This window comes from Pseudoxanthomonas sacheonensis, assembly GCF_010093305.1.
Taxonomy (GTDB): domain Bacteria; phylum Pseudomonadota; class Gammaproteobacteria; order Xanthomonadales; family Xanthomonadaceae; genus Pseudoxanthomonas_A; species Pseudoxanthomonas_A sacheonensis.
This window is the reverse complement of record NZ_PDWS01000012.1, coordinates 44,122-61,525: the sequence shown is the minus strand read 5'-3', so window position 1 is coordinate 61,525 and position 17,404 is coordinate 44,122. Positions and strand designations below refer to the sequence as shown.

Here is a 17,404-nt window from a genome sequence, read left to right as displayed (position 1 = left end):
AAGCGATGGCATTCATCCAATGAATGCCTTGCCTCACAAAGAGAATGGTCGGCGATCACGAAGGATCAGTTTTGTGCGTTCGTTGTTTATGCTTGTTGAATGGTTGTCGGAAATCGTGTCGGGTCGTCGCACCGCACGCAGGCAGGGCACGTTGCGATTGCTTGCGGACAATGTGAGTCGGCTCACTTGAATCGCGTGTCGTGTACCTGCGTTATCCGACGAGGGGCTGGCGATAGACCGTGCCGTCTTTCATCACGAAATCCACTTTCATCACGTTGCCGATCTCGGCCACCGGATCGCCCGGCATGGCGATGATGTCGGCGCGCTTGCCGGTTTCGATCGCACCCTGATCATCGACGCCCAGGACGGTGGCGGTGTGCAACGTCGCTGCCTGCAACGTGTAGGAGGCAGGAATGCCTGCTTCGACCATGTACAGGAACTCGCGTGCGTTGTCGCCGTGCGGGCCCACGCCCATGTCGGTGCCGAGATCGTCGGTACGTACCAGGTGCCTTTCTGCTTCATCAGCGACACGATCTAGTCGGTCATCTCGGTGCCGTGTTCGATGCTGGTCACGCCACCCAGCACCGCGCGCTTCATGCCTTCGGCGCCGTGCGCGTGCGCGGCCACCTTGTAACCGTAGTCGTTGGCGGTTTCGACGATGGCGCGAACCTCCTCCACCGTGAACTGCGGCGCGTCGGCCGATTTCGCGTAGCTCAGCACGCCGCCGGTGGCGGTGATCTTGATCACGTCGCTGCCGTCCTTGTAGCGCTGGCGCACAGCCTGGCGGGCGTCGTCGATGGAATTGATCACGCCTTCGGTGGGGCCGGGCGGACCCAGCAGGTGCTCCAGCTCGCTGTTGAAGCCGTTGGTGGGGTCGGCATGGCCGCCGGTAGTGGCGATGGATTTGCCGGCGGCGAAAATGCGCGGCCCCTTCACCAGCCCCTGGTTCGCGGCGTCACGCAGATGCGGGCTGACGCCGCCGCCCAGGTCGCGCACGCTGGTGAAACCGGCCATCAGGGTCTTCTCGGCGTAACCGACCGACCGGAACGCATAATCGGTGGGATCCAGCCGGAAGCCCTCGGAATAGCTCTGCGGATTGGATTGCTGCCCCAGGTGCACGTGCAGGTCGGTCCAGCCGGGCATGCAGGTCCGGCCCGCCAGCACGATGGACTCGGTGCCATCGGCCAATTTGGCTCGGCCCGGCAGTACCGAGGCGATCTTGCCCTCGCGGACCACGATGGTGTGCTCGCCCAGCATTTTTCCGCTGCGGGCGTCGAACAGGCGCTCGCAGTGCAAGGCCTGTGCGGGGCTGGCATCCTGAGCCGGGGCGGGGGAAGAGGGTTCCGCGGCGGATACGGCCTGACTGGCCCGGGCGATCAGGAAAAAGGGCTTCAGGCGCATGGCGGGCTCCGGGACGGGTCGGCCACGATAGCCATCGCCATGGCGGTGCTTGGTGCACTGCGGTACGCTGCGCAGCTTGAATTTCAGCACCGAAGTCCGCCCACGCATGTCAGTTGCCGCCGAACCCGCCGTCCACGATCCCAAGTCCGTCGAAATCGCCGCCCAGTCCTTCTGGGACCGGAACCGCGCCTTCGAGGTCGACGAAACCTCCGACAAGCCCAAGTTCTACTGCCTGTCGATGTTGCCGTACCCTTCCGGCGCGCTGCACATGGGCCACGTGCGCAACTACACCATCGGCGATGTGATCAGCCGCTACCAGCGCATGACCGGCAAGAACGTGCTGCAGCCGATGGGCTGGGACGCTTTCGGCCTGCCTGCCGAAAACGCCGCGATCAAGAACAACACCGCGCCGGCCAAGTGGACCTACGCCAACATCGAGCACATGCGCAGCCAGCTGAAAGCGCTGGGCTACGCGATCGACTGGTCGCGCGAGTTCGCCACCTGCCGCCCCGATTACTACGTGCACGAGCAGCGCATGTTCGTGCGCCTGCTGCGCAAGGGCATCGCCTACCGCAAGAATTCGGTGGTCAACTGGGATCCTGTGGACCAGACCGTGCTGGCCAACGAACAGGTCATCGACGGCCGCGGCTGGCGCTCGGGCGCGGTGGTGGAAAAGCGCGAGATCCCGCAATGGTTCCTGCGCATCACCGACTACGCGCAGGAGCTGCTGGACGGGTTGGACGAACTGCCGGGCTGGCCGGATTCGGTCAAGACCATGCAGCGCAACTGGATCGGCCGCTCCGAAGGCTTGGAGATCAAGTTCGCAGTCGAAGGCAACGAACCCCTGACCGTGTTCACCACGCGTCCGGACACGCTGATGGGCGTGACCTTCGTATCCATCGCCGGCGAACATCCGCTGGCGTTGAAAGCCGCCGCTTCCAATCCGCAGTTGGCCGCGTTCCTGGATGAGCTGAAACATGGCGGCGTCTCCGAAGCCGAACTGGAAACCCAGGAAAAGCGCGGCATGGACACCGGCCTGCGCGCGGTGCATCCGGTCACCGGCGACAAGGTGCCGGTGTGGGTGGCCAACTTCGTGTTGATGGGCTACGGCACGGGCGCGGTGATGGCGGTGCCGGGACACGACCAACGCGATTTCGAATTCGCCCACAAATACGGCTTGCCGATCCAGCAGGTGATCGCCCTGAAGTCGCCCAAGAACGAGACCGAACGGAACTACGACCCCGATACCTGGCACGACTGGTACGCCGACAAGACCCGCGCCGATCTGGAGCTGGTGAACTCCGGCGAATTCGACGGTCTGGGTTACCGCGGCGCCTTCGAAGCGCTGGCCGAACGCTTCGAACGCCAGGGCCGGGGCCAGCGCCGCATCAACTACCGCCTGCGCGATTGGGGCGTCTCGCGCCAGCGCTACTGGGGCTGCCCGATTCCCGTCATTTACTGCGCGAATTGCGGCGCGGTGCCGGTGCCGGAATCGCAGTTGCCGGTGGTGTTGCCGGAAAACGTCATCCTGGACGGAGTGAAATCCCCGATCAAGGCCGATCCGGAGTGGCGCAAGACCACTTGTCCGGAATGCGGTGGCGCGGCCGAGCGCGAAACCGACACCTTCGACACCTTCATGGAATCCAGCTGGTACTACGCGCGCTACACCTCGCCCGGCGCCAAGGACATGGTCGACAAGCGCGGCAACTACTGGCTACCGGTGGACCAGTACATCGGCGGTATCGAGCACGCGATCCTGCACCTGATGTATTTCCGTTTCTACCACAAGCTCCTGCGCGACGCGCGGCTGGTGGACAGCGACGAACCCGCAGCCAACCTGTTGTGCCAGGGCATGGTCATCGCCGATACCTACTACCGCGAATCGGCGACCGGCAACCGCGAATGGATCAATCCTTCCGAGGTGGAAGTGCAGCGCGACGAGCGCGGCCGCATCGTTGGCGCTACGTTGATTGCCGATGGAAATCCGGTGTCGATCGGCGGCAGCGAGAAGATGTCCAAGTCCAAGAACAACGGCGTCGATCCGCAGGCGATGGTGGACAAGTACGGCGCCGACACGGTGCGCCTGTTCTCCATGTTCGCCGCGCCGCCGGAACAGTCGCTGGAGTGGAACGAAGCCGGCGTGGAAGGCATGTCGCGTTTCCTGCGCCGTCTGTGGGCGCAGGTGCAGAAACACGCGGCATCGGGCGCGGCGCCGGCGCCGGCGGCGGATCGTTCGACTCTGTCGGCCGAACAGAAGGCGTTGCGCCGCAAGACCCACGAAACCATCGACAAGGTCGCCGGCGACTACGGCAGGCGCCACAGTTTCAATACCGCCATCGCGGCGGTGATGGAGCTGTCCAATGCGTTGAACAAGTTCGACCCTTCGACAGGCTCAGGACCCAGCGCAAATGATCGCGCCGTCCGCCAGGAAGCGCTGGAGGCGGCGGTGCTGCTGCTCAACCCCATCACCCCCCATACCAGCCACGCGCTGTGGCAGGTACTGGGCCATGCGGAAACGTTGCTGGAGAACCTGCCGTTCCCGCAGGTCGACAGCTCGGCGCTGGTGCGCGACCAGCTGACGCTGGCGGTGCAGGTCAACGGCAAACTGCGCGGCACCATCGAAGTGGCCGTGGACCTGCCGCGCGACCAGATCGAAGCGCTGGCCAAGGCCGAACCCAACACCGCCAAGTTCATGCAGGGCATGGAAGTGCGCAAGGTGATCATCGTGCCGGGCAAGATCGTCAACATCGTGGCGGCGTGAGCGCGGACGGGGATATTCACCTGCCATCCGGGTTGGCTATTGCCGCCCATGGCCGGCTCGTCCAGACTTCGCCCATGATCAGAAGCTCCGCGTTACCCGTTCTGCGCCTGCTGGCGGCCTGCGTGCTGGCCCTCGCCCTTTCCGCCTGCGGCTTCCACCTGCGCAACAAGATCGCGTTGCCGGCCGATCTGGGGCCGGTGCGGGTCACCTCGACCACGCAGTACAGTCCGCTGGCCGAAGCCGTAGCCACCGGGCTGAGGCACGCCGGAGCGGTGGCCGCCGAAGCCGACGCCACCAATGTAGCGAGCCTGGAAATCCTTTCCGAGCGTTGGGGCGATCTGCCCATCGCCATGGACGACCGCGGCCGGGCGCAGGAATTCAGCCTGCGCTACGCCGCGGTATTCGTGTTCCGCCGCGCAGACGGCTCCGAATTGGTGCCCCAGCAGGTGGTCGAGCTGTCCCGCGATTATGTCGCGCCCCCTGAAAACGTCACCGGCACCACAACCGAACGCGAAATCCTGGCCGACGAGCTGCGCCGCGAGATGGCCGCCTCGATCCTGCGCCGCGTCGACGGCGTGATCCAGGGCGGTGCGCAGGGCCGGAAACCCGCGCCTTAAGCCTGATGGAACTGACCCCGGAACGGCTGGCCGCGCTGCCCGATGACGCCGCGCTGCATCCGGTCTACCTGATCGCCGGTCCGGAAATGCTGCGCGTGCTGGAGGCGGCCGATGCGGTGCGCCGGCAGGCGCGCGCCCAGGGCATAGGCGAGCGCGAGGTCTTCGATGCCGACGGTCGCGATTTCGATTGGGCCACGCTGGAAGCCACGTTCAACGCACCCAGCCTGTTCAGCGCGCGCCGTCTGGTGGAAGTGCGCCTGCCCACCGGCAAGCCCGGCAAGGACGGCGCCGAAGCCATCGCCGCGTTCTGCGCGAACCCGCCGCCAGATGTGGTGCTGCTGATCACGGCCGGCGAGTGGAGCAAGGCCCATCACGGCAAGTGGACCGATGCCATCTCCAAAATAGGAGCGCTCGCCATCGCCTGGGCGATCAAGCCGCACGAGCTGGCCGGCTGGGTCGAAAGCCGGTTGCGCGCCAAGGGCCTGCGCGCCGACCGCGATGCGGTGCAGATCCTGGTCGAGCGCGTGGAAGGCAACCTGCTGGCCGCCGCGCAGGAAATAGACAAGCTGGCCCTGCTGGCCGACGGCGATACCCTGGATGCGGAAAAGATGGAATCGCTGGTCGCCGATGCCGCGCGTTACGACGTATTCCGCCTGACCGACGCCGTATTGGGCGGGCAGGGGCCGCAGGTGTCGCGCATGATCGCGGGGCTGCGTGCCGAAGGCGAGGTGGTCGCCGGGCTGATGCCCATGGTGGTCAAGGAGCTGCTGCGCACCGCCGCGCTGGCGCGTGCGCAGGCGCGCGGCGCCAATCTGGCCTCGGAAATGAAAACGCAGGGAATCTGGGAGACCAAGCAGGCGCCGTTCAAGCGCGCGCTGCAGCGCCATCCCAATCCCGCCCGCTGGGATCGCTTCGCCGCCGAGGCTTCGCGCATCGACCGCATCGCCAAGGGCCGTGCCGACGGCGACGCCTGGGTGGCGCTGGAACGGCTGCTGCTGGCCATCGCCGAAGCCAGGGCGGTGCGGCTGCTGGTGGCGTGAGTGGTCGCCGCGAAGACACGTTCAGTAGCCTCTACGATCGTCATCCCAGCGAAAGGTGGGATCCATTTTGACTTTGCTTTTGCTCTGAAGTCTCTCGGTGAGAGCCAAGATCAAGATGGATCCCAGCTTTCGCTGGGATGACGACGGAAGGATTCGCAGTTTCCCGGCCACGCTGACTTCGGAAATCACTGCATAACCAATGCTGAAACTCTTCTACGGCGGCACCTTCGACCCCGTCCATAACGGCCATGTCGCCATAGCGCGCGCCGCGCGCGACGAACTCGGCTGCCGGGTGCGGCTGATGCCCGCGGCCGATCCGCCGCATCGCGCGCCGCCCGGCGCCGATGCGGGACAACGCGCGGAAATGCTGGATCTGGCGGTAGCCGATGAGCCGGGGCTGCTGGTCGACCGGCGCGAGCTGCAACGCCAGGGCCGCTCCTACAGCATCGATACCCTGCGCGGATTGCGGGCGGAATTCGGCCCGGGCATGCCCATCGCCCTGCTGGTCGGCGCCGACAGTTTCGTCGGCCTGCCGACCTGGCGTGAATGGGAGGCGTTGTTCGGTTTCGCCCATTTCGTGGTGGCGCCGCGCCCGGGCAGCCCATTGGACGGCGAACTGTCCCCGGAGCTGACGGCGGCGGTGGCGGGGCGCTGGACGGATTCGCCCCAGACCCTCAAAACCACGCCGGCCGGCCGGTTGTTCCTGTTGAACCAGCCGCTGCATCCCGAGTCGGCCAGCGATATTCGTCGCCGGATCGCCCACGGCGAGCCCTGGCAAGGGCTGGTACCGCCTGCGGTGGCGGGTTTCATCGCCCGCAACGGCCTGTATTCACAGCCGGCCCCCGGACCCAGTCCGCTATAATTCGCGCCAACCCCAAGAGCTTCCAAGCCTTTGTCCAGCCAAGCACAAGTCATCAAGACCCGTCTTCCCAACCCGCCGCCGTCGGTCCCCGTATTGCTAGCCAACGTGCACGCGGCGCTCCAGGAACTCAAGGCCAAGGATGTCGTCGAGATCGACGTGCGCGGCAAGTCCAGCGTCGCCGACTACCTGGTGATCGCCTCGGGCACCTCCACCCGCCACGTCAAATCCAGTGCCGATGAAGTCGTCAAGTTCGCCAAGAAGCTGGACGTGATGCCGCTGGGCGTGGAAGGCGAACGTGAAGCCGAATGGGTGCTGGTGGACCTGGGCGACGTCATCGTGCACGTCATGCTGCCGCGCGTGCGCGAGTTCTATGCGCTGGAGCGCCTGTGGACGGTCGGCGACAATCCGCCGGACGACCATGAAACCGCGGACTACGAGCGGCGCTAAGCGCGCGACGCGGACCATGCGATGAAGGCGCGCCTGATCGCCACCGGCGAACGCGCGCCCGCTTGGGTGGCGCAGGGGTTTGCCGAATACCAGAAGCGGCTTTCGCACTGGCTGCCACTGGATCTGATCGAAATCGAACCCGGCTTGCGCGGCAAGGGCCGCGATGCGCAGCGTGCGATCGACGACGAAGGGCGGCGGGTCTTGGCCGCGATACCCAGGAATTCACACGTCGTCGCACTGGAAGTCACCGGCAAGGCGCATTCTTCCGAACAACTCGCCCAGCGCATGGAGCATTGGCGTGGGCAAGGCCGCGACCTGGTGTTCCTGATCGGCGGGCCCGAAGGACATGCGGCGGATGTGCTGTCGGCCGCCAATGAAACCTGGTCGCTGGGTCCGCTGACCTTGCCGCACATGCTGGCACGGCTGTTGGTCGCCGAACAGCTGTATCGAGCTGCGGCGATGCTGGCCAATCATCCTTACCACCGGGCTTGAGCGCTGCAGTCTTGCGCCGCCCTGTTGCGCACTTCGCCCGAACGACTTTCCACCGAACGGACGTCATCCCAGCGCAAGCTGGGATCCATCTTGATTTTGGCTTTCACTGGTCAGGCACAACAGCAAGAGCAAAGTCAAAATGGATCCCAGCGTTCGCTGGGATGACGGTGAAGATCTTTCTTTATACGGTCAGCCCCGACCCACTCATTGCACCGAAAACACCACCGGCACCTTGCCGTAGGCCTGGACCGGCTGGCCATCGCGCATGGCCGGCTGGAACAGCCAGTTCTTCAGCACGTTTTCCCGCGCGGCGCGATCCAGGTTGCGGTTGCCGCTGCTGTCGAGGACCACCACTTCCAATGGCCGGCCATCCACATCCACCAGGACGCGCAGGAGGACAGTGCCGCCAACGCCATTGCGGATTTCGGCCCGCGGATAAGCGGGCGGGGGTGCCCTCACGTAAGACAAGCTGCCCACGTTGACCGGACCCGTTTCCACGGGGCCAGGAACTACGACAGGGCCCGGGTCCAAGGTGCCGGTGTTGTTCGTGAACACAGTGCCGCCGTCCACTATCTCGGGCGGATCCACCTGGGGCTTCGTTATTTCTTGCGGCTTGGTGGTGGGTGACTGCACTTCGCGCTTGGGTACGACTTCGACTTCCTTCTTTTCGATGACCTGCTTTTCCCGCTTGATGATGGAAACATCGGGTCTGTCATCGGCAAGCGGCACCAGAACAGGCGTCGCCATCGGGATCAACAGCAACAAGAGCGCCAATACATGCACGGCGATCGCGAAGGCGATCGCCAGGATGCGCGGCAGTTCGGGACGGGTTTCGGAATCGACCGGCAGTGTGCGAACCATGATCCACCTCCATATTGGGTATGCGAGAGGAACAACGCCTGGACACGGGCCGTGGGGTTAAACCGGTCTGCCGTGCCGCAACCCGACAATGCGCCGGCTTCGGGCGGCTGACAAGAGGACTTAGACCATAGACGTAGGTCGGGGCTACGCCCCCGACGCTTGGGAATTGGAAACCCCTTCTTTGAATCCCGGAATCCCGGCAGCTCGCGCGTCGGGGGCGTAGCCCCGACCTACGAAAAACGGCGCCGCAAGGCGCCGTTTCAAGGTCCGATGGGCGGCAGGATTCACTTGCCCAATTCGAACACCACGTCCAGATTGACCGACAGGGTGGTCTCGCCCGGCGAAACCGCGGTCGATTCGGCACGGTCCATGCTCTTGGCCATCGCCATCATCGGCACCGGACGGAAGTTGCCGCCGCCGCCTTCGGAAATGCTGACGATGCGGCGTACCTTCAGGTCCAGCGACTTGGCATAGGTTTCGGCGCGGGCCTGGGCCTTCTTCAGCGCCGCCAGGCGGGCCTCGTCGTAGACCGGTTCGGGTTGGTCGATCTCGAAGCTGGGGCCGTTGATCTGGTTGCTGCCCTGTGCGGCCAGTGCGTCCAGCACCTTGCCCAGCTTGGCGATGTCGCGCACTTTCAGGTTGACCGTATTGCTGGCCTGGAAGCCGGTGATCTTCGGCGCCTCGTTCTCCACATAGCGGTACTGCGGGCTGAGGTTGATGCCGCTGGTCTGGATGTCTTTTTCGGCGATGCCCGCCGCCTTGATGGCGGCCATGACCTTGGCCATCTGCTCGGCGTTCTGGCGCATGGCGGCGTTGCCGTCCACCGCCTGGGTCACCACACCGGCGGAAATGGTGGCCACGTCCGGCACGCGCGAGGCTTCGGCATTGGCCGAGACCGAGAGCAGGGTGCCGTCGGTGGGGACTGCGTAGCCGGCGGCGTTCTGGGCATGGGCGGTCATGGTGGTGGCTCCGAGGGCGAGGGACAGGGCGAGCAGCAGGGGGCGTAACGAACGGATGCGCATTGGGTTCTCCTTGAGGTATGCGGTTGTTGCCTGAGCCATGCAAAAGCGCGGGCTAGGGTGTTCGGGTAAGCATGAACGCGTTGTGAGCCGTGTCGGGGTTCCGTTCGGCCCGCTTGCTTGAGCGGCCATTCAGTCAGCATGCGCAGGGTATCCTGCCCCTATGTTGTATCTCGCATCGAAATCGCCCCGCCGGGCAGAGCTGCTGGCCCGTCTGGGGGTGGATTTCGGCGTTCTGGATCTGGATATCCCCGAACACCGCCAGCCCAACGAGCCGGCCGAGGAATACGTGCGCCGCGTCGCCCGGGAGAAGGCCGGCGCCGGCCTGCTGACGGTCATGTCGGTACCTGATGCCCTGGTGCTGGGGGCCGACACCGAGGTGATCCTGGACGACGAAGTGTTCGGCAAACCGCGCGATGCCGCCGATGCGGCCGCCATGCTGCGCCGCCTTTCCGGGCGCACCCATCTGGCGGTGACGGCGGTTTCGCTGGTCAGCGCCAGCCGCGAGGCGCAGGCGGTATCGGTATCGGAAGTATCCTTCGCCGAACTGGGGGAAGACGAAATCGCCGCCTATGTCGCTACCGGCCAGGCCGAGGGCAAGGCCGGCGCCTACGGCATCCAGGGCGCGGCCGAGCGGTTCGTGCGCCATCTGTCCGGCAGCTACTCGGGGGTGATGGGTTTGCCCCTGTTCGAGACGTCGCGGTTGTTGAAGTCGTTCGGGGTGCAGTGATGTCCGAGGAAATACTGGTCAACGTCACCCCGCGCGAGACCCGCGTGGCCGTGGTCGAGAACGGCATGCTGCAGGAACTGCACATCGAGCGCGGTTGGCGCCGCGGTGTGGTCGGCAACATCTACAAGGGCAAGGTGCAGCGGGTGATGCCCGGCATGCAGGCCGCGTTCGTCGAGGTGGGCCTGGACCGCGCCGCTTTCCTGCACGCCAACGACGTCGTCCGCGCGGTGCCGGCCACCAGCGGCGACGAAGTCGAGGTGTCGCCGGCGCCGGCCACCGCCACGCCCATCGTGGAGCTTCTGCGCGACGGCCAGGACATCGTGGTGCAGGTGGTCAAGGATCCCATCGGCAGCAAGGGAGCGCGCCTGACCACCCAGATCAGCATCCCTTCGCGCTACATGGTGCTGCTGCCGCAGTCGAAAGTGATTGGCGTTTCCGCGCGCATCGAAGACGAAGCCGAACGCCTGCGCCTGAAGACGCTGGTAGGCGAGTTGGCGGCCGCCCATGGCGGGCATGGTTACATCGTGCGCACCAATGCCGAGGGCCAGACGCAGGAGGCGCTGGCCGAGGACATCGCCTATCTGTCGCGGGTCTGGGCACTGGTGGAGCAGCGCAGCCGCGAAGCAGCGATGGGCGCCTGCATCTACGAGGACTTGACCCTGCCGCTGCGCGCGGTGCGCGATCTGATGCGCCGCGATGTGGAGAAAGTGAAGGTGGACTCGCGCGAAACCTGCGACCGCCTGCAGGCCTTCGCCGCGAAATACATGCCGGTATTGGCCGAACGCATCGAGCACTACGCCGGCGAGCGCCCCATCTTCGACCTGTACGGGGTGGAAGACGAGATCGGCCGCGCGCTGGAGAAGCAGGTGCCGCTGAAATCCGGCGGCTACCTGGTGATCGACCAGACCGAGGCGATGACCACCATCGACGTCAACACCGGTTCCTTCCTGGGCCAGCGGAACCTGGAGGAAACCGTCTACCGCACCAACCTGGAGGCCGCGCAATCGGTGGCGCGGCAGCTGCGCCTGCGCAACCTGGGCGGGATCATCATCATCGACTTCATCGACATGGACGATCCGGAGCATCGCCGCCAGGTGCTGCGCACGCTGGAGAAGGCGCTGTCGCGCGACCACGCCAAGACCACGGTGTACGAGTTCTCGCCGCTGGGCCTGGTGGAGATGACGCGCAAGCGCACCATCGAAAGCCTGGAGCGCCAGCTGTCCGAGTCCTGCCATGAATGCGGCGGGCGCGGTACGGTGAAGACGGCCGAAACCGTCACCTACGAAATCTTCCGCGAGATCACCCGCGCCGTGCGCCAGTTCGAAGCGGCGCGGCTGCTGGTGATCGCCTCTCCCAAAGTGGTTGCGCGCATCACCGAAGAGGAGTCGCCGGCGGTGGCGGAGCTGGAGGAATTCCTGGGCAAGTCGATCCGCTTCCAGGCCGATGAGCAATACCTGCAGGAGCAGTTCGATGTGGTGCTGCTTTAGGACTGTGAATGGGGAATGGGGAATGGAGAATGGGGTCGCGCCTTTCCCATTCCCTATTCCCTATTCCCTATTCCCGGCGCGCGAGGCGCGCTGATGCCTACTCCGCTGCGCCGTCGTTTACGCATGGCCCGTCGTGGCGTCTGGTACGTCGCGGCCGGCACGCTGGTGTGCATGGCGCTGGTGCTGGGCATCGCCAGCCAGGTGCTGCCGCTTGCGGAAAGGCATCCGCAGAAGATCGCGGCATGGCTGAGCGCGCGCGCGGGCCGGCCGGTGGCGTTCGACCATGTGACCACCGAATGGACGCGTCGCGGCCCCTTGCTGCGGCTGGACGGCCTGCGGCTGGGCGAAGGCGATGAGGTAGTGCGCATCGGCGAAGCGGAGGTGCTGGTGTCGATGTATGCGGGCCTGCTGCCGGGGCGTTCCTTCACCGAACTGCGCCTGCGAGGATTGTCGCTGACCCTGCAGCGCGCCGACGACGGCACCTGGTCGGCGCTCGGATTGCCTGGACAGAAAACCGTCGGCGATCCGTTGAAGAATCTCGAAGGTCTGGGCGAGTTGCAGGTGATCGACGGCAAGCTGTCGGTGTTGGCGCCAGCGCTGGGCTGGGATCTGCAATTGCCGAAGATCGATCTGCGTTTGCGCGTGGACGGCGGCCGCGTGCGCGTCGGCACCCGCGCATGGATACGCAAGGAAGGCGCGCCGGTGCAGGTCGCGTTCGACTTCGATCGCGGCAGCGGCGATGGCCGCGCCTATCTGGATGCGCAAGCGGTGGATATGGCGCAGTGGGCTTCTCTGCTGCGCTATGCGGGCGTGAGCGCCGAATCCGGCGCGGGACGCGTGCAGGGTTGGGTCGAATTGCGGAAGCGGCGCGTGGTTCTGGCCACTTCGGAATTGAAGCTGCGGGACGTAGGTCTGCGTGGCGCCGCCCTGCCGCGCAACGGCAGTGTGCCGCGCGTGCGTTTCGATCGGGTGGAAGGACGGGTGCGCTGGCGTCTCGCCCGTAACGGCTGGCGCTTCGATGCGCCGCAACTGTTGGTGGGCGATGAGCAGGCGCCGCAAAGACTGGATGGGCTGGTGCTCGCGGGCGGTCGTGAGTACGCCCTATTGGCCGATCAGATCGATGCCGCGCCGCTGTTCTCGCTGATGGGGTTGAGCGATCGCATCGATCCCAGCCTGCGCCAATGGCTGTCGCAGGCCAGACCCGGCGCACGCCTGGCCCGGGTGGCGCTGACCGGAAGCCGCGCAGCGGGCATGCGCGCGCAAGGACGGCTGGAGGGGATAAGTTTCCTGGCAGTGGGCCATTCGCCCGGCCTCAACGGATTGGCGGGAGAATTCGTCGGCGACGAACAGGGTTTCGCATTGAAGCTGGATCCCAGGACCGCCTTCCGCTTCGACTGGCCCACCGGTTTCGGTGTCGTCCATGAAGTGAAGCTGGAGGGTTCCCTGGCGGGCTGGCGCGAAGGCGCGGGTTGGCGGTTGGGTACTTCGGCGTTGCGGATCCGGGGCAAGGATTTCGGCGCGCAGGCGCGTGGCGGTTTGTGGTTCCAGGGCGATGGAACGCGGCCATGGATCGACATCGCGGCCGATATCGACGAAACGCCGGTGTTCGCCGCCAAGGGATTCTGGATACACGACAAGATGTCCAAGGCCGCGGTGGACTGGCTCAATCGCGCGCTGGTCGGCGGCAAGGTGCGCAACGGGCGTGCGATCGTCTCCGGCGATCTCGACGACTGGCCTTTCACCCGCAACAACGGACGCTTCGAGGCGGTGGCGCGGATCGAGGGCGGGCAGTTCAAGTTCCAGCCCGATTGGCCGGCGATGGATCAGGTGAGCGCGGACATCGCCTTCATCGGCAATGGCTTCTCCATCGAGGGCCAGGGTGCGCTGGCGGGCGTGCGCATAGACCGGTTCAAGGCCGGCATTCCCGAGTTCTCCAAATCGGAGTTGTCGGTGGAGGCGCGCGGCGGTTCCGACGCGGCGCAGATGCTGGCGATGTTGCGGCAATCGCCGTTGCAGAAGAAGTACGGCGACACGTTGGCCAACCTGACCGCCAGCGGTCCGGCGCGCGCCACCTACGAGATGCTGCTGCCCCTGCATGCGCAGAGCAAGGCGGCAAGGAGAACCCGCGGTACGGTCGAATTGTCCGGTGCGCGCCTGACCGAAAAGCGCTGGAACCTGGCCTTCGAGAATGTACGCGGCACCGCCGATTTCGATGACGACGGCTTCACTGCCGAGAAGCTCGCGGTCAGCCAGAAAACGCAATCGGGCGCGGCCCAGCCCGGCCAGCTTTCCCTGCGCGCCGGCAGCGGCGTCCGCGACAGGCAGCATGCTTTCGAGGCCGAGCTGTCGGCAAACCTGTCGGCATCGGAGCTGCTGGACCGCGCCCCCGAGATCGCTTGGCTCAGGCCTTACGTGGAAGGGCGTTCGCAATGGACGGTCGGGGTGACCGTGCCGAAGGGCGCGGCATCCAGCACGCCCAGCAGGTTGAGCCTGCGTTCGGATCTGGTGGGCACCACGCTCAAGCTGCCCGCGCCGCTGGACAAGCCGGCTTTCCTGGCGCTGCCGACCACTGTGCAGACTTCGATGCCGATGGGCGCGGGCAATATCGATGTGGCCTTCGGAAAACTGCTGGCCCTGCGCGCGCGCGGCGATGGCCGGCAGAGCGGCGTGCGCGTGGTTCTGGGCAGCAACGCGGTGACTGAGGCGGCGCCTGCTTCAGGCCTGATCGCCAGCGGCCGGACCGCCGCCCTGGATGCGATCGAATGGATCGCGCTGGCCGAGAGCGGTAGCGGCGACGGCAACGGCATGCCTCTGCGCAGGATAGACGTCACCGCCGACCGCTTGTTGCTGTTGGGCTCTGCGTTCCCGAACACGCGTCTGCAAGTCGTACCCTCCGGCAATGGGCTGGCGGTAACGCTGGCTGGTCCGGCATTGGCAGGATCGGTGCAGGTGCCCGACGCAAAGGGCGCGACGATCACAGGCAAGTTCGCGCGTCTGTATTGGCGTTCGGCGACGCCGGGCAAACCCGGTGCTGCCAATGCGGCGGCCGTCAGCGATCCCTTCGATCCCGCCTCCGTTCCCCCGCAGAGTCTGGATATCGACGATCTGCGCTTCGGCGATGCCCGACTGGGCAGCGCGCAACTGCGCACGCAGCAAACCGCGGCCGGCATGCGCGTGCAGCAGCTGGCGTTGCGGTCGCCCAAGCAGAAAATCGACATCCAGGGCGACTGGCTGGGACGCGGCGCGGCCGCGCGCACGCAGCTGACCGCCGATATCGACAGCCAGGACCTGGGCGGTCTGCTGGACGATCTGGGAATCAAGGGCCGGCTGGGCGGCGGTTCGGGCAAGGTGAAGTTCGACGCGAACTGGTCGGGCAGCCCGGCTGCGTTTTCGTTGTCGACCATGCAGGGCAATCTGCACATAGCCGCGCGCAATGGTCAGCTGCTCGAAGTCGAACCCGGCGCCGGACGGGTGCTGGGGTTGCTCAGCCTGACCCAGCTTCCGCGGCGGATGATGCTGGACTTCCGCGATTTCTTCTCCAAGGGCTTCGCCTTCAACCGCATCGACGGCAACGTGCGTTTCGGCGCCGGCGTAGCGCGCAGCGAAGACATGGTGATGGACGGCCCGGCCGCGCAGATCAATATCCGCGGCAGCACCGACTTGCGCGCGCAGCGTTTCGACCAGACCATCGAAGTGCTGCCCAAATCGGGCAATCTGCTGACCGTGGTGGGCGCGGTGGCGGGCGGCCCGTTGGGCGCGGCGATCGGCGCGGCCGCCAATGCCGTATTGAAGAAACCGCTGGGCGAAATCGGCGCCAAGACCTATCGCGTGACCGGGCCTTGGAAAGACCCCAAGGTGGAGGTCATCGGGCGCGAGCAGTCGCGAGTCCAGGCGGCCGGGAAGGTCAATGCGGCTGGGGCGCTTTGAGATCTTTCCTTCTCCCGCCGGGAGAAGGCGCCCGTAGGGCGGATGAGGGAATGAAAAGTCAGCTTGTAACGAAACATACTGGCGAGTTGTTCTCCTTCCCTCATCCGTCGCTTCGCGCCACCTTCTCCCGGAGGGAGAAGGAAAAGCCTAGCTTGCCTTTATTCCATTCGACCCCAAACTAAACCTCTATGACCAACTCCTCGCTGGCTCTAGCCGAAACCCGTCTCCTCCTCCCCGCCGGCCTCGACCAGCAAGGCCTGCATCGCGCCTTCGGCACCCTGCTCGGTCCCGGTATCGATTTCGGCGATCTGTATTTCCAGCATTCCCGGCGCGAGAGCTGGACGGTGGAGGACGGCATCGTCAAGGACGGCGCGCATTCCATCGACCAGGGCGTGGGCGTGCGCGCGATTTCCGGCGAGAAGACCGGCTTCGCCTATTCCGACGACATCAATCCGCAGGCGCTGTTGAGCGCGGCCGGTTCGGCGCGCGCCATCGCCCGCGACGGCAGTTCGCATCCGCCGCATGCGCTGGTGCGCGGCGGTGGCCATTCGCTCTACTCCAGCGACGATCCCATCGACGCGCTCGACAACGACGCCAAAGTGGAGACCCTGCGCATCGTCGATAAACTGCTGCGCGCCGCCGATCCGCGCGTGCAGCAGGTGACGGTAAGTCTGGCCGGCGGCGTGGACACAGTGCTGGTCGCGCGCAGCGACGGCGTGTTGGCCGCCGACGTGCGCCCGCTGGTGCGCATGAACATCCAGGTGATCGTGGAGCAGAATGGGCGCCGCGAATCCGGCTATGCCGGCTTCGGCGGACGCTACTCGTATGCGGAGTTGTTCGGCGACGGCAAGCCGGAACGGTTCGCGCGCGAAGCGCTGCGCCAGGCGCTGGTGAATCTGGAAGCCGTGGACGCGCCGGCCGGGATGATGCCGGTGGTGCTGGGTTCCGGCTGGCCGGGCGTGTTGCTGCACGAAGCCGTGGGCCACGGCTTGGAAGGCGACTTCAACCGCAAGGGTACCTCGACGTATGCCGGCCGCATGGGCCAGCGCGTCGCCTCGCCGGGCGTCACCATCGTCGATGACGGCACCCTGCCGGGCCGCCGCGGCTCGTTGAATATCGACGACGAAGGCACGCAGACCAATTGCACGACGCTGATCGAAGACGGCGTGCTGGTCGGCTACATGCAGGACACGCTCAACGCGCGCCTGATGGGCGTTGCGCCCACCGGCAACGGCCGCCGCGAATCCTTTGCGCACCTGCCGATGCCGCGCATGACCAATACCTACATGCTGGCGGGCCAGCACGACCCGCAGGAGATGATCCGCTCGGTGAAGAAGGGGTTGTATGCGGTGAATTTCGGTGGCGGCCAGGTCGATATCACCAGCGGCAAGTACGTGTTTTCGGCCACCGAGGCTTATTTGATCGAAGACGGAAAGGTCACCGCGCCGGTGAAGGGCGCTACCTTGATCGGCAATGGTCCGGAAACCATGCAGAAGGTGAAGATGATCGGCCACGATCTGGCGCTCGACGCCGGCGTGGGCGTGTGTGGCAAGGATGGGCAGAGCGTGCCGGTGGGCGTGGGGCAGCCTTCGTTGCTGATCGAAGGTATTACTGTGGGCGGGACGCGGGCGTGATCAGTCTTTGCTCTTCCCTTCTCCCTTCGGGAGAAGGTGGCGCGCAGCGACGGATGAGGGTGCGGCGAAGAGGCGTTTTGTCGTTGCACATGAGCCCAACAACGAACTGTGTTGCGAACGCTGTCC

The 17,404-nt window shown here is 65.7% G+C and carries 14 protein-coding genes; 10 read left to right on the top strand and 4 right to left on the bottom strand.

What is annotated here, in order from left to right; translation table 11 throughout:
* Window positions 1-211: 211 nt before the first annotated feature.
* Both CSC73_RS18480 and CSC73_RS11470 read right to left on the bottom strand, forming a co-directional pair.
* Window positions 212-475: an amidohydrolase family protein gene (locus CSC73_RS18480; protein ID WP_246197500.1), complete on the bottom strand. Its 264-nt coding sequence runs from the start codon at window positions 473-475 to the stop codon at window positions 212-214.
* A 59-nt stretch (window positions 476-534) separates the two neighbouring features.
* Window positions 535-1,509, bottom strand: coding sequence for an amidohydrolase family protein (locus CSC73_RS11470; RefSeq protein ID WP_246197499.1), 975 nt, complete (start codon window positions 1,507-1,509; stop codon window positions 535-537).
* Between CSC73_RS11470 and leuS the strand changes: the two genes are divergently transcribed.
* From leuS to rlmH, 6 genes are all read left to right on the top strand, one after another.
* Window positions 1,508-4,162 (top strand): leucine--tRNA ligase, encoded by a 2,655-nt coding sequence (gene leuS, locus CSC73_RS11465; protein WP_163840567.1) that lies wholly within the window; start codon window positions 1,508-1,510, stop codon window positions 4,160-4,162. The two genes, CSC73_RS11470 and leuS, sit on opposite strands and share 2 nt — an antisense overlap.
* A gap of 74 nt (window positions 4,163-4,236) precedes the next feature.
* Window positions 4,237-4,779, top strand: coding sequence for an LPS-assembly lipoprotein LptE (locus CSC73_RS11460; protein WP_093281386.1), 543 nt, complete (start codon window positions 4,237-4,239; stop codon window positions 4,777-4,779).
* A 5-nt stretch (window positions 4,780-4,784) separates the two neighbouring features.
* Window positions 4,785-5,819: a DNA polymerase III subunit delta gene (holA, locus tag CSC73_RS11455; RefSeq protein ID WP_163840566.1), complete on the top strand. Its 1,035-nt coding sequence runs from the start codon at window positions 4,785-4,787 to the stop codon at window positions 5,817-5,819.
* Window positions 5,820-6,018: 199 nt separating this feature from the next.
* Window positions 6,019-6,681: a nicotinate-nucleotide adenylyltransferase gene (nadD, locus tag CSC73_RS11450; RefSeq protein ID WP_163840565.1), complete on the top strand. Its 663-nt coding sequence runs from the start codon at window positions 6,019-6,021 to the stop codon at window positions 6,679-6,681.
* Between the two features lie 30 nt (window positions 6,682-6,711).
* Entirely contained in the window at window positions 6,712-7,128 is a 417-nt protein-coding gene (gene rsfS, locus CSC73_RS11445; protein WP_163840564.1) for a ribosome silencing factor, read from the top strand.
* 21 nt (window positions 7,129-7,149) lie between these two features.
* Complete coding sequence (rlmH, locus tag CSC73_RS11440; RefSeq protein WP_163840563.1) at window positions 7,150-7,620, top strand: 23S rRNA (pseudouridine(1915)-N(3))-methyltransferase RlmH; 471 nt, start codon at window positions 7,150-7,152, stop codon at window positions 7,618-7,620.
* Between the two features lie 204 nt (window positions 7,621-7,824).
* On the opposite strand, the gene CSC73_RS11435 is transcribed toward rlmH, so the two are convergent.
* On the bottom strand, window positions 7,825-8,481 hold the full coding sequence (locus CSC73_RS11435; protein WP_163840562.1) for an energy transducer TonB: 657 nt from the start codon (window positions 8,479-8,481) through the stop codon (window positions 7,825-7,827).
* A 284-nt stretch (window positions 8,482-8,765) separates the two neighbouring features.
* Window positions 8,766-9,503 (bottom strand): SIMPL domain-containing protein, encoded by a 738-nt coding sequence (locus tag CSC73_RS11430; protein WP_163840561.1) that lies wholly within the window; start codon window positions 9,501-9,503, stop codon window positions 8,766-8,768.
* A gap of 160 nt (window positions 9,504-9,663) precedes the next feature.
* Here CSC73_RS11430 and CSC73_RS11425 point away from each other — a divergent pair, with 160 nt between their 5' ends.
* The 4 genes from CSC73_RS11425 (at window position 9,664) to tldD (ending at window position 17,278) form a co-directional block, all read left to right on the top strand.
* A complete protein-coding gene (locus CSC73_RS11425) occupies window positions 9,664-10,230 on the top strand; it encodes a Maf family protein (RefSeq protein WP_163840560.1) in 567 nt (188 codons plus the stop codon).
* Entirely contained in the window at window positions 10,230-11,717 is a 1,488-nt protein-coding gene (rng, locus tag CSC73_RS11420; protein WP_093281347.1) for a ribonuclease G, read from the top strand. The genes CSC73_RS11425 and rng overlap by 1 nt, the downstream gene beginning before the upstream one ends.
* 93 nt (window positions 11,718-11,810) lie before the next feature.
* Entirely contained in the window at window positions 11,811-15,644 is a 3,834-nt protein-coding gene (locus CSC73_RS11415) for a YhdP family protein (protein ID WP_163840559.1), read from the top strand.
* A gap of 188 nt (window positions 15,645-15,832) precedes the next feature.
* Complete coding sequence (gene tldD / locus CSC73_RS11410) at window positions 15,833-17,278, top strand: metalloprotease TldD (RefSeq protein WP_163840558.1); 1,446 nt, start codon at window positions 15,833-15,835, stop codon at window positions 17,276-17,278.
* Window positions 17,279-17,404: the final 126 nt, after the last annotated feature.

What these genes read in the sequence shown, in the direction of transcription:
- CSC73_RS18480 (WP_246197500.1), bottom strand. Translation starts at nt 475, where the DNA reads ATGGGCGTGGGCCCGCACGGCGACAACGCACGCGAGTTCCTGTACATG.
- tldD (WP_163840558.1), top strand. Translation starts at nt 15,833, where the DNA reads ATGACCAACTCCTCGCTGGCTCTAGCCGAAACCCGTCTCCTCCTCCCC.
- CSC73_RS11415 (WP_163840559.1), top strand. Translation starts at nt 11,811, where the DNA reads ATGCCTACTCCGCTGCGCCGTCGTTTACGCATGGCCCGTCGTGGCGTC.
- CSC73_RS11470 (WP_246197499.1), bottom strand. Translation starts at nt 1,509, where the DNA reads ATGCGTGGGCGGACTTCGGTGCTGAAATTCAAGCTGCGCAGCGTACCG.
- leuS (WP_163840567.1), top strand. Translation starts at nt 1,508, where the DNA reads ATGTCAGTTGCCGCCGAACCCGCCGTCCACGATCCCAAGTCCGTCGAA.
- nadD (WP_163840565.1), top strand. Translation starts at nt 6,019, where the DNA reads ATGCTGAAACTCTTCTACGGCGGCACCTTCGACCCCGTCCATAACGGC.
- CSC73_RS11435 (WP_163840562.1), bottom strand. Translation starts at nt 8,481, where the DNA reads ATGGTTCGCACACTGCCGGTCGATTCCGAAACCCGTCCCGAACTGCCG.
- CSC73_RS11425 (WP_163840560.1), top strand. Translation starts at nt 9,664, where the DNA reads ATGTTGTATCTCGCATCGAAATCGCCCCGCCGGGCAGAGCTGCTGGCC.
- rlmH (WP_163840563.1), top strand. Translation starts at nt 7,150, where the DNA reads ATGAAGGCGCGCCTGATCGCCACCGGCGAACGCGCGCCCGCTTGGGTG.
- CSC73_RS11460 (WP_093281386.1), top strand. Translation starts at nt 4,237, where the DNA reads ATGATCAGAAGCTCCGCGTTACCCGTTCTGCGCCTGCTGGCGGCCTGC.
- rng (WP_093281347.1), top strand. Translation starts at nt 10,230, where the DNA reads ATGTCCGAGGAAATACTGGTCAACGTCACCCCGCGCGAGACCCGCGTG.
- holA (WP_163840566.1), top strand. Translation starts at nt 4,785, where the DNA reads ATGGAACTGACCCCGGAACGGCTGGCCGCGCTGCCCGATGACGCCGCG.
- CSC73_RS11430 (WP_163840561.1), bottom strand. Translation starts at nt 9,503, where the DNA reads ATGCGCATCCGTTCGTTACGCCCCCTGCTGCTCGCCCTGTCCCTCGCC.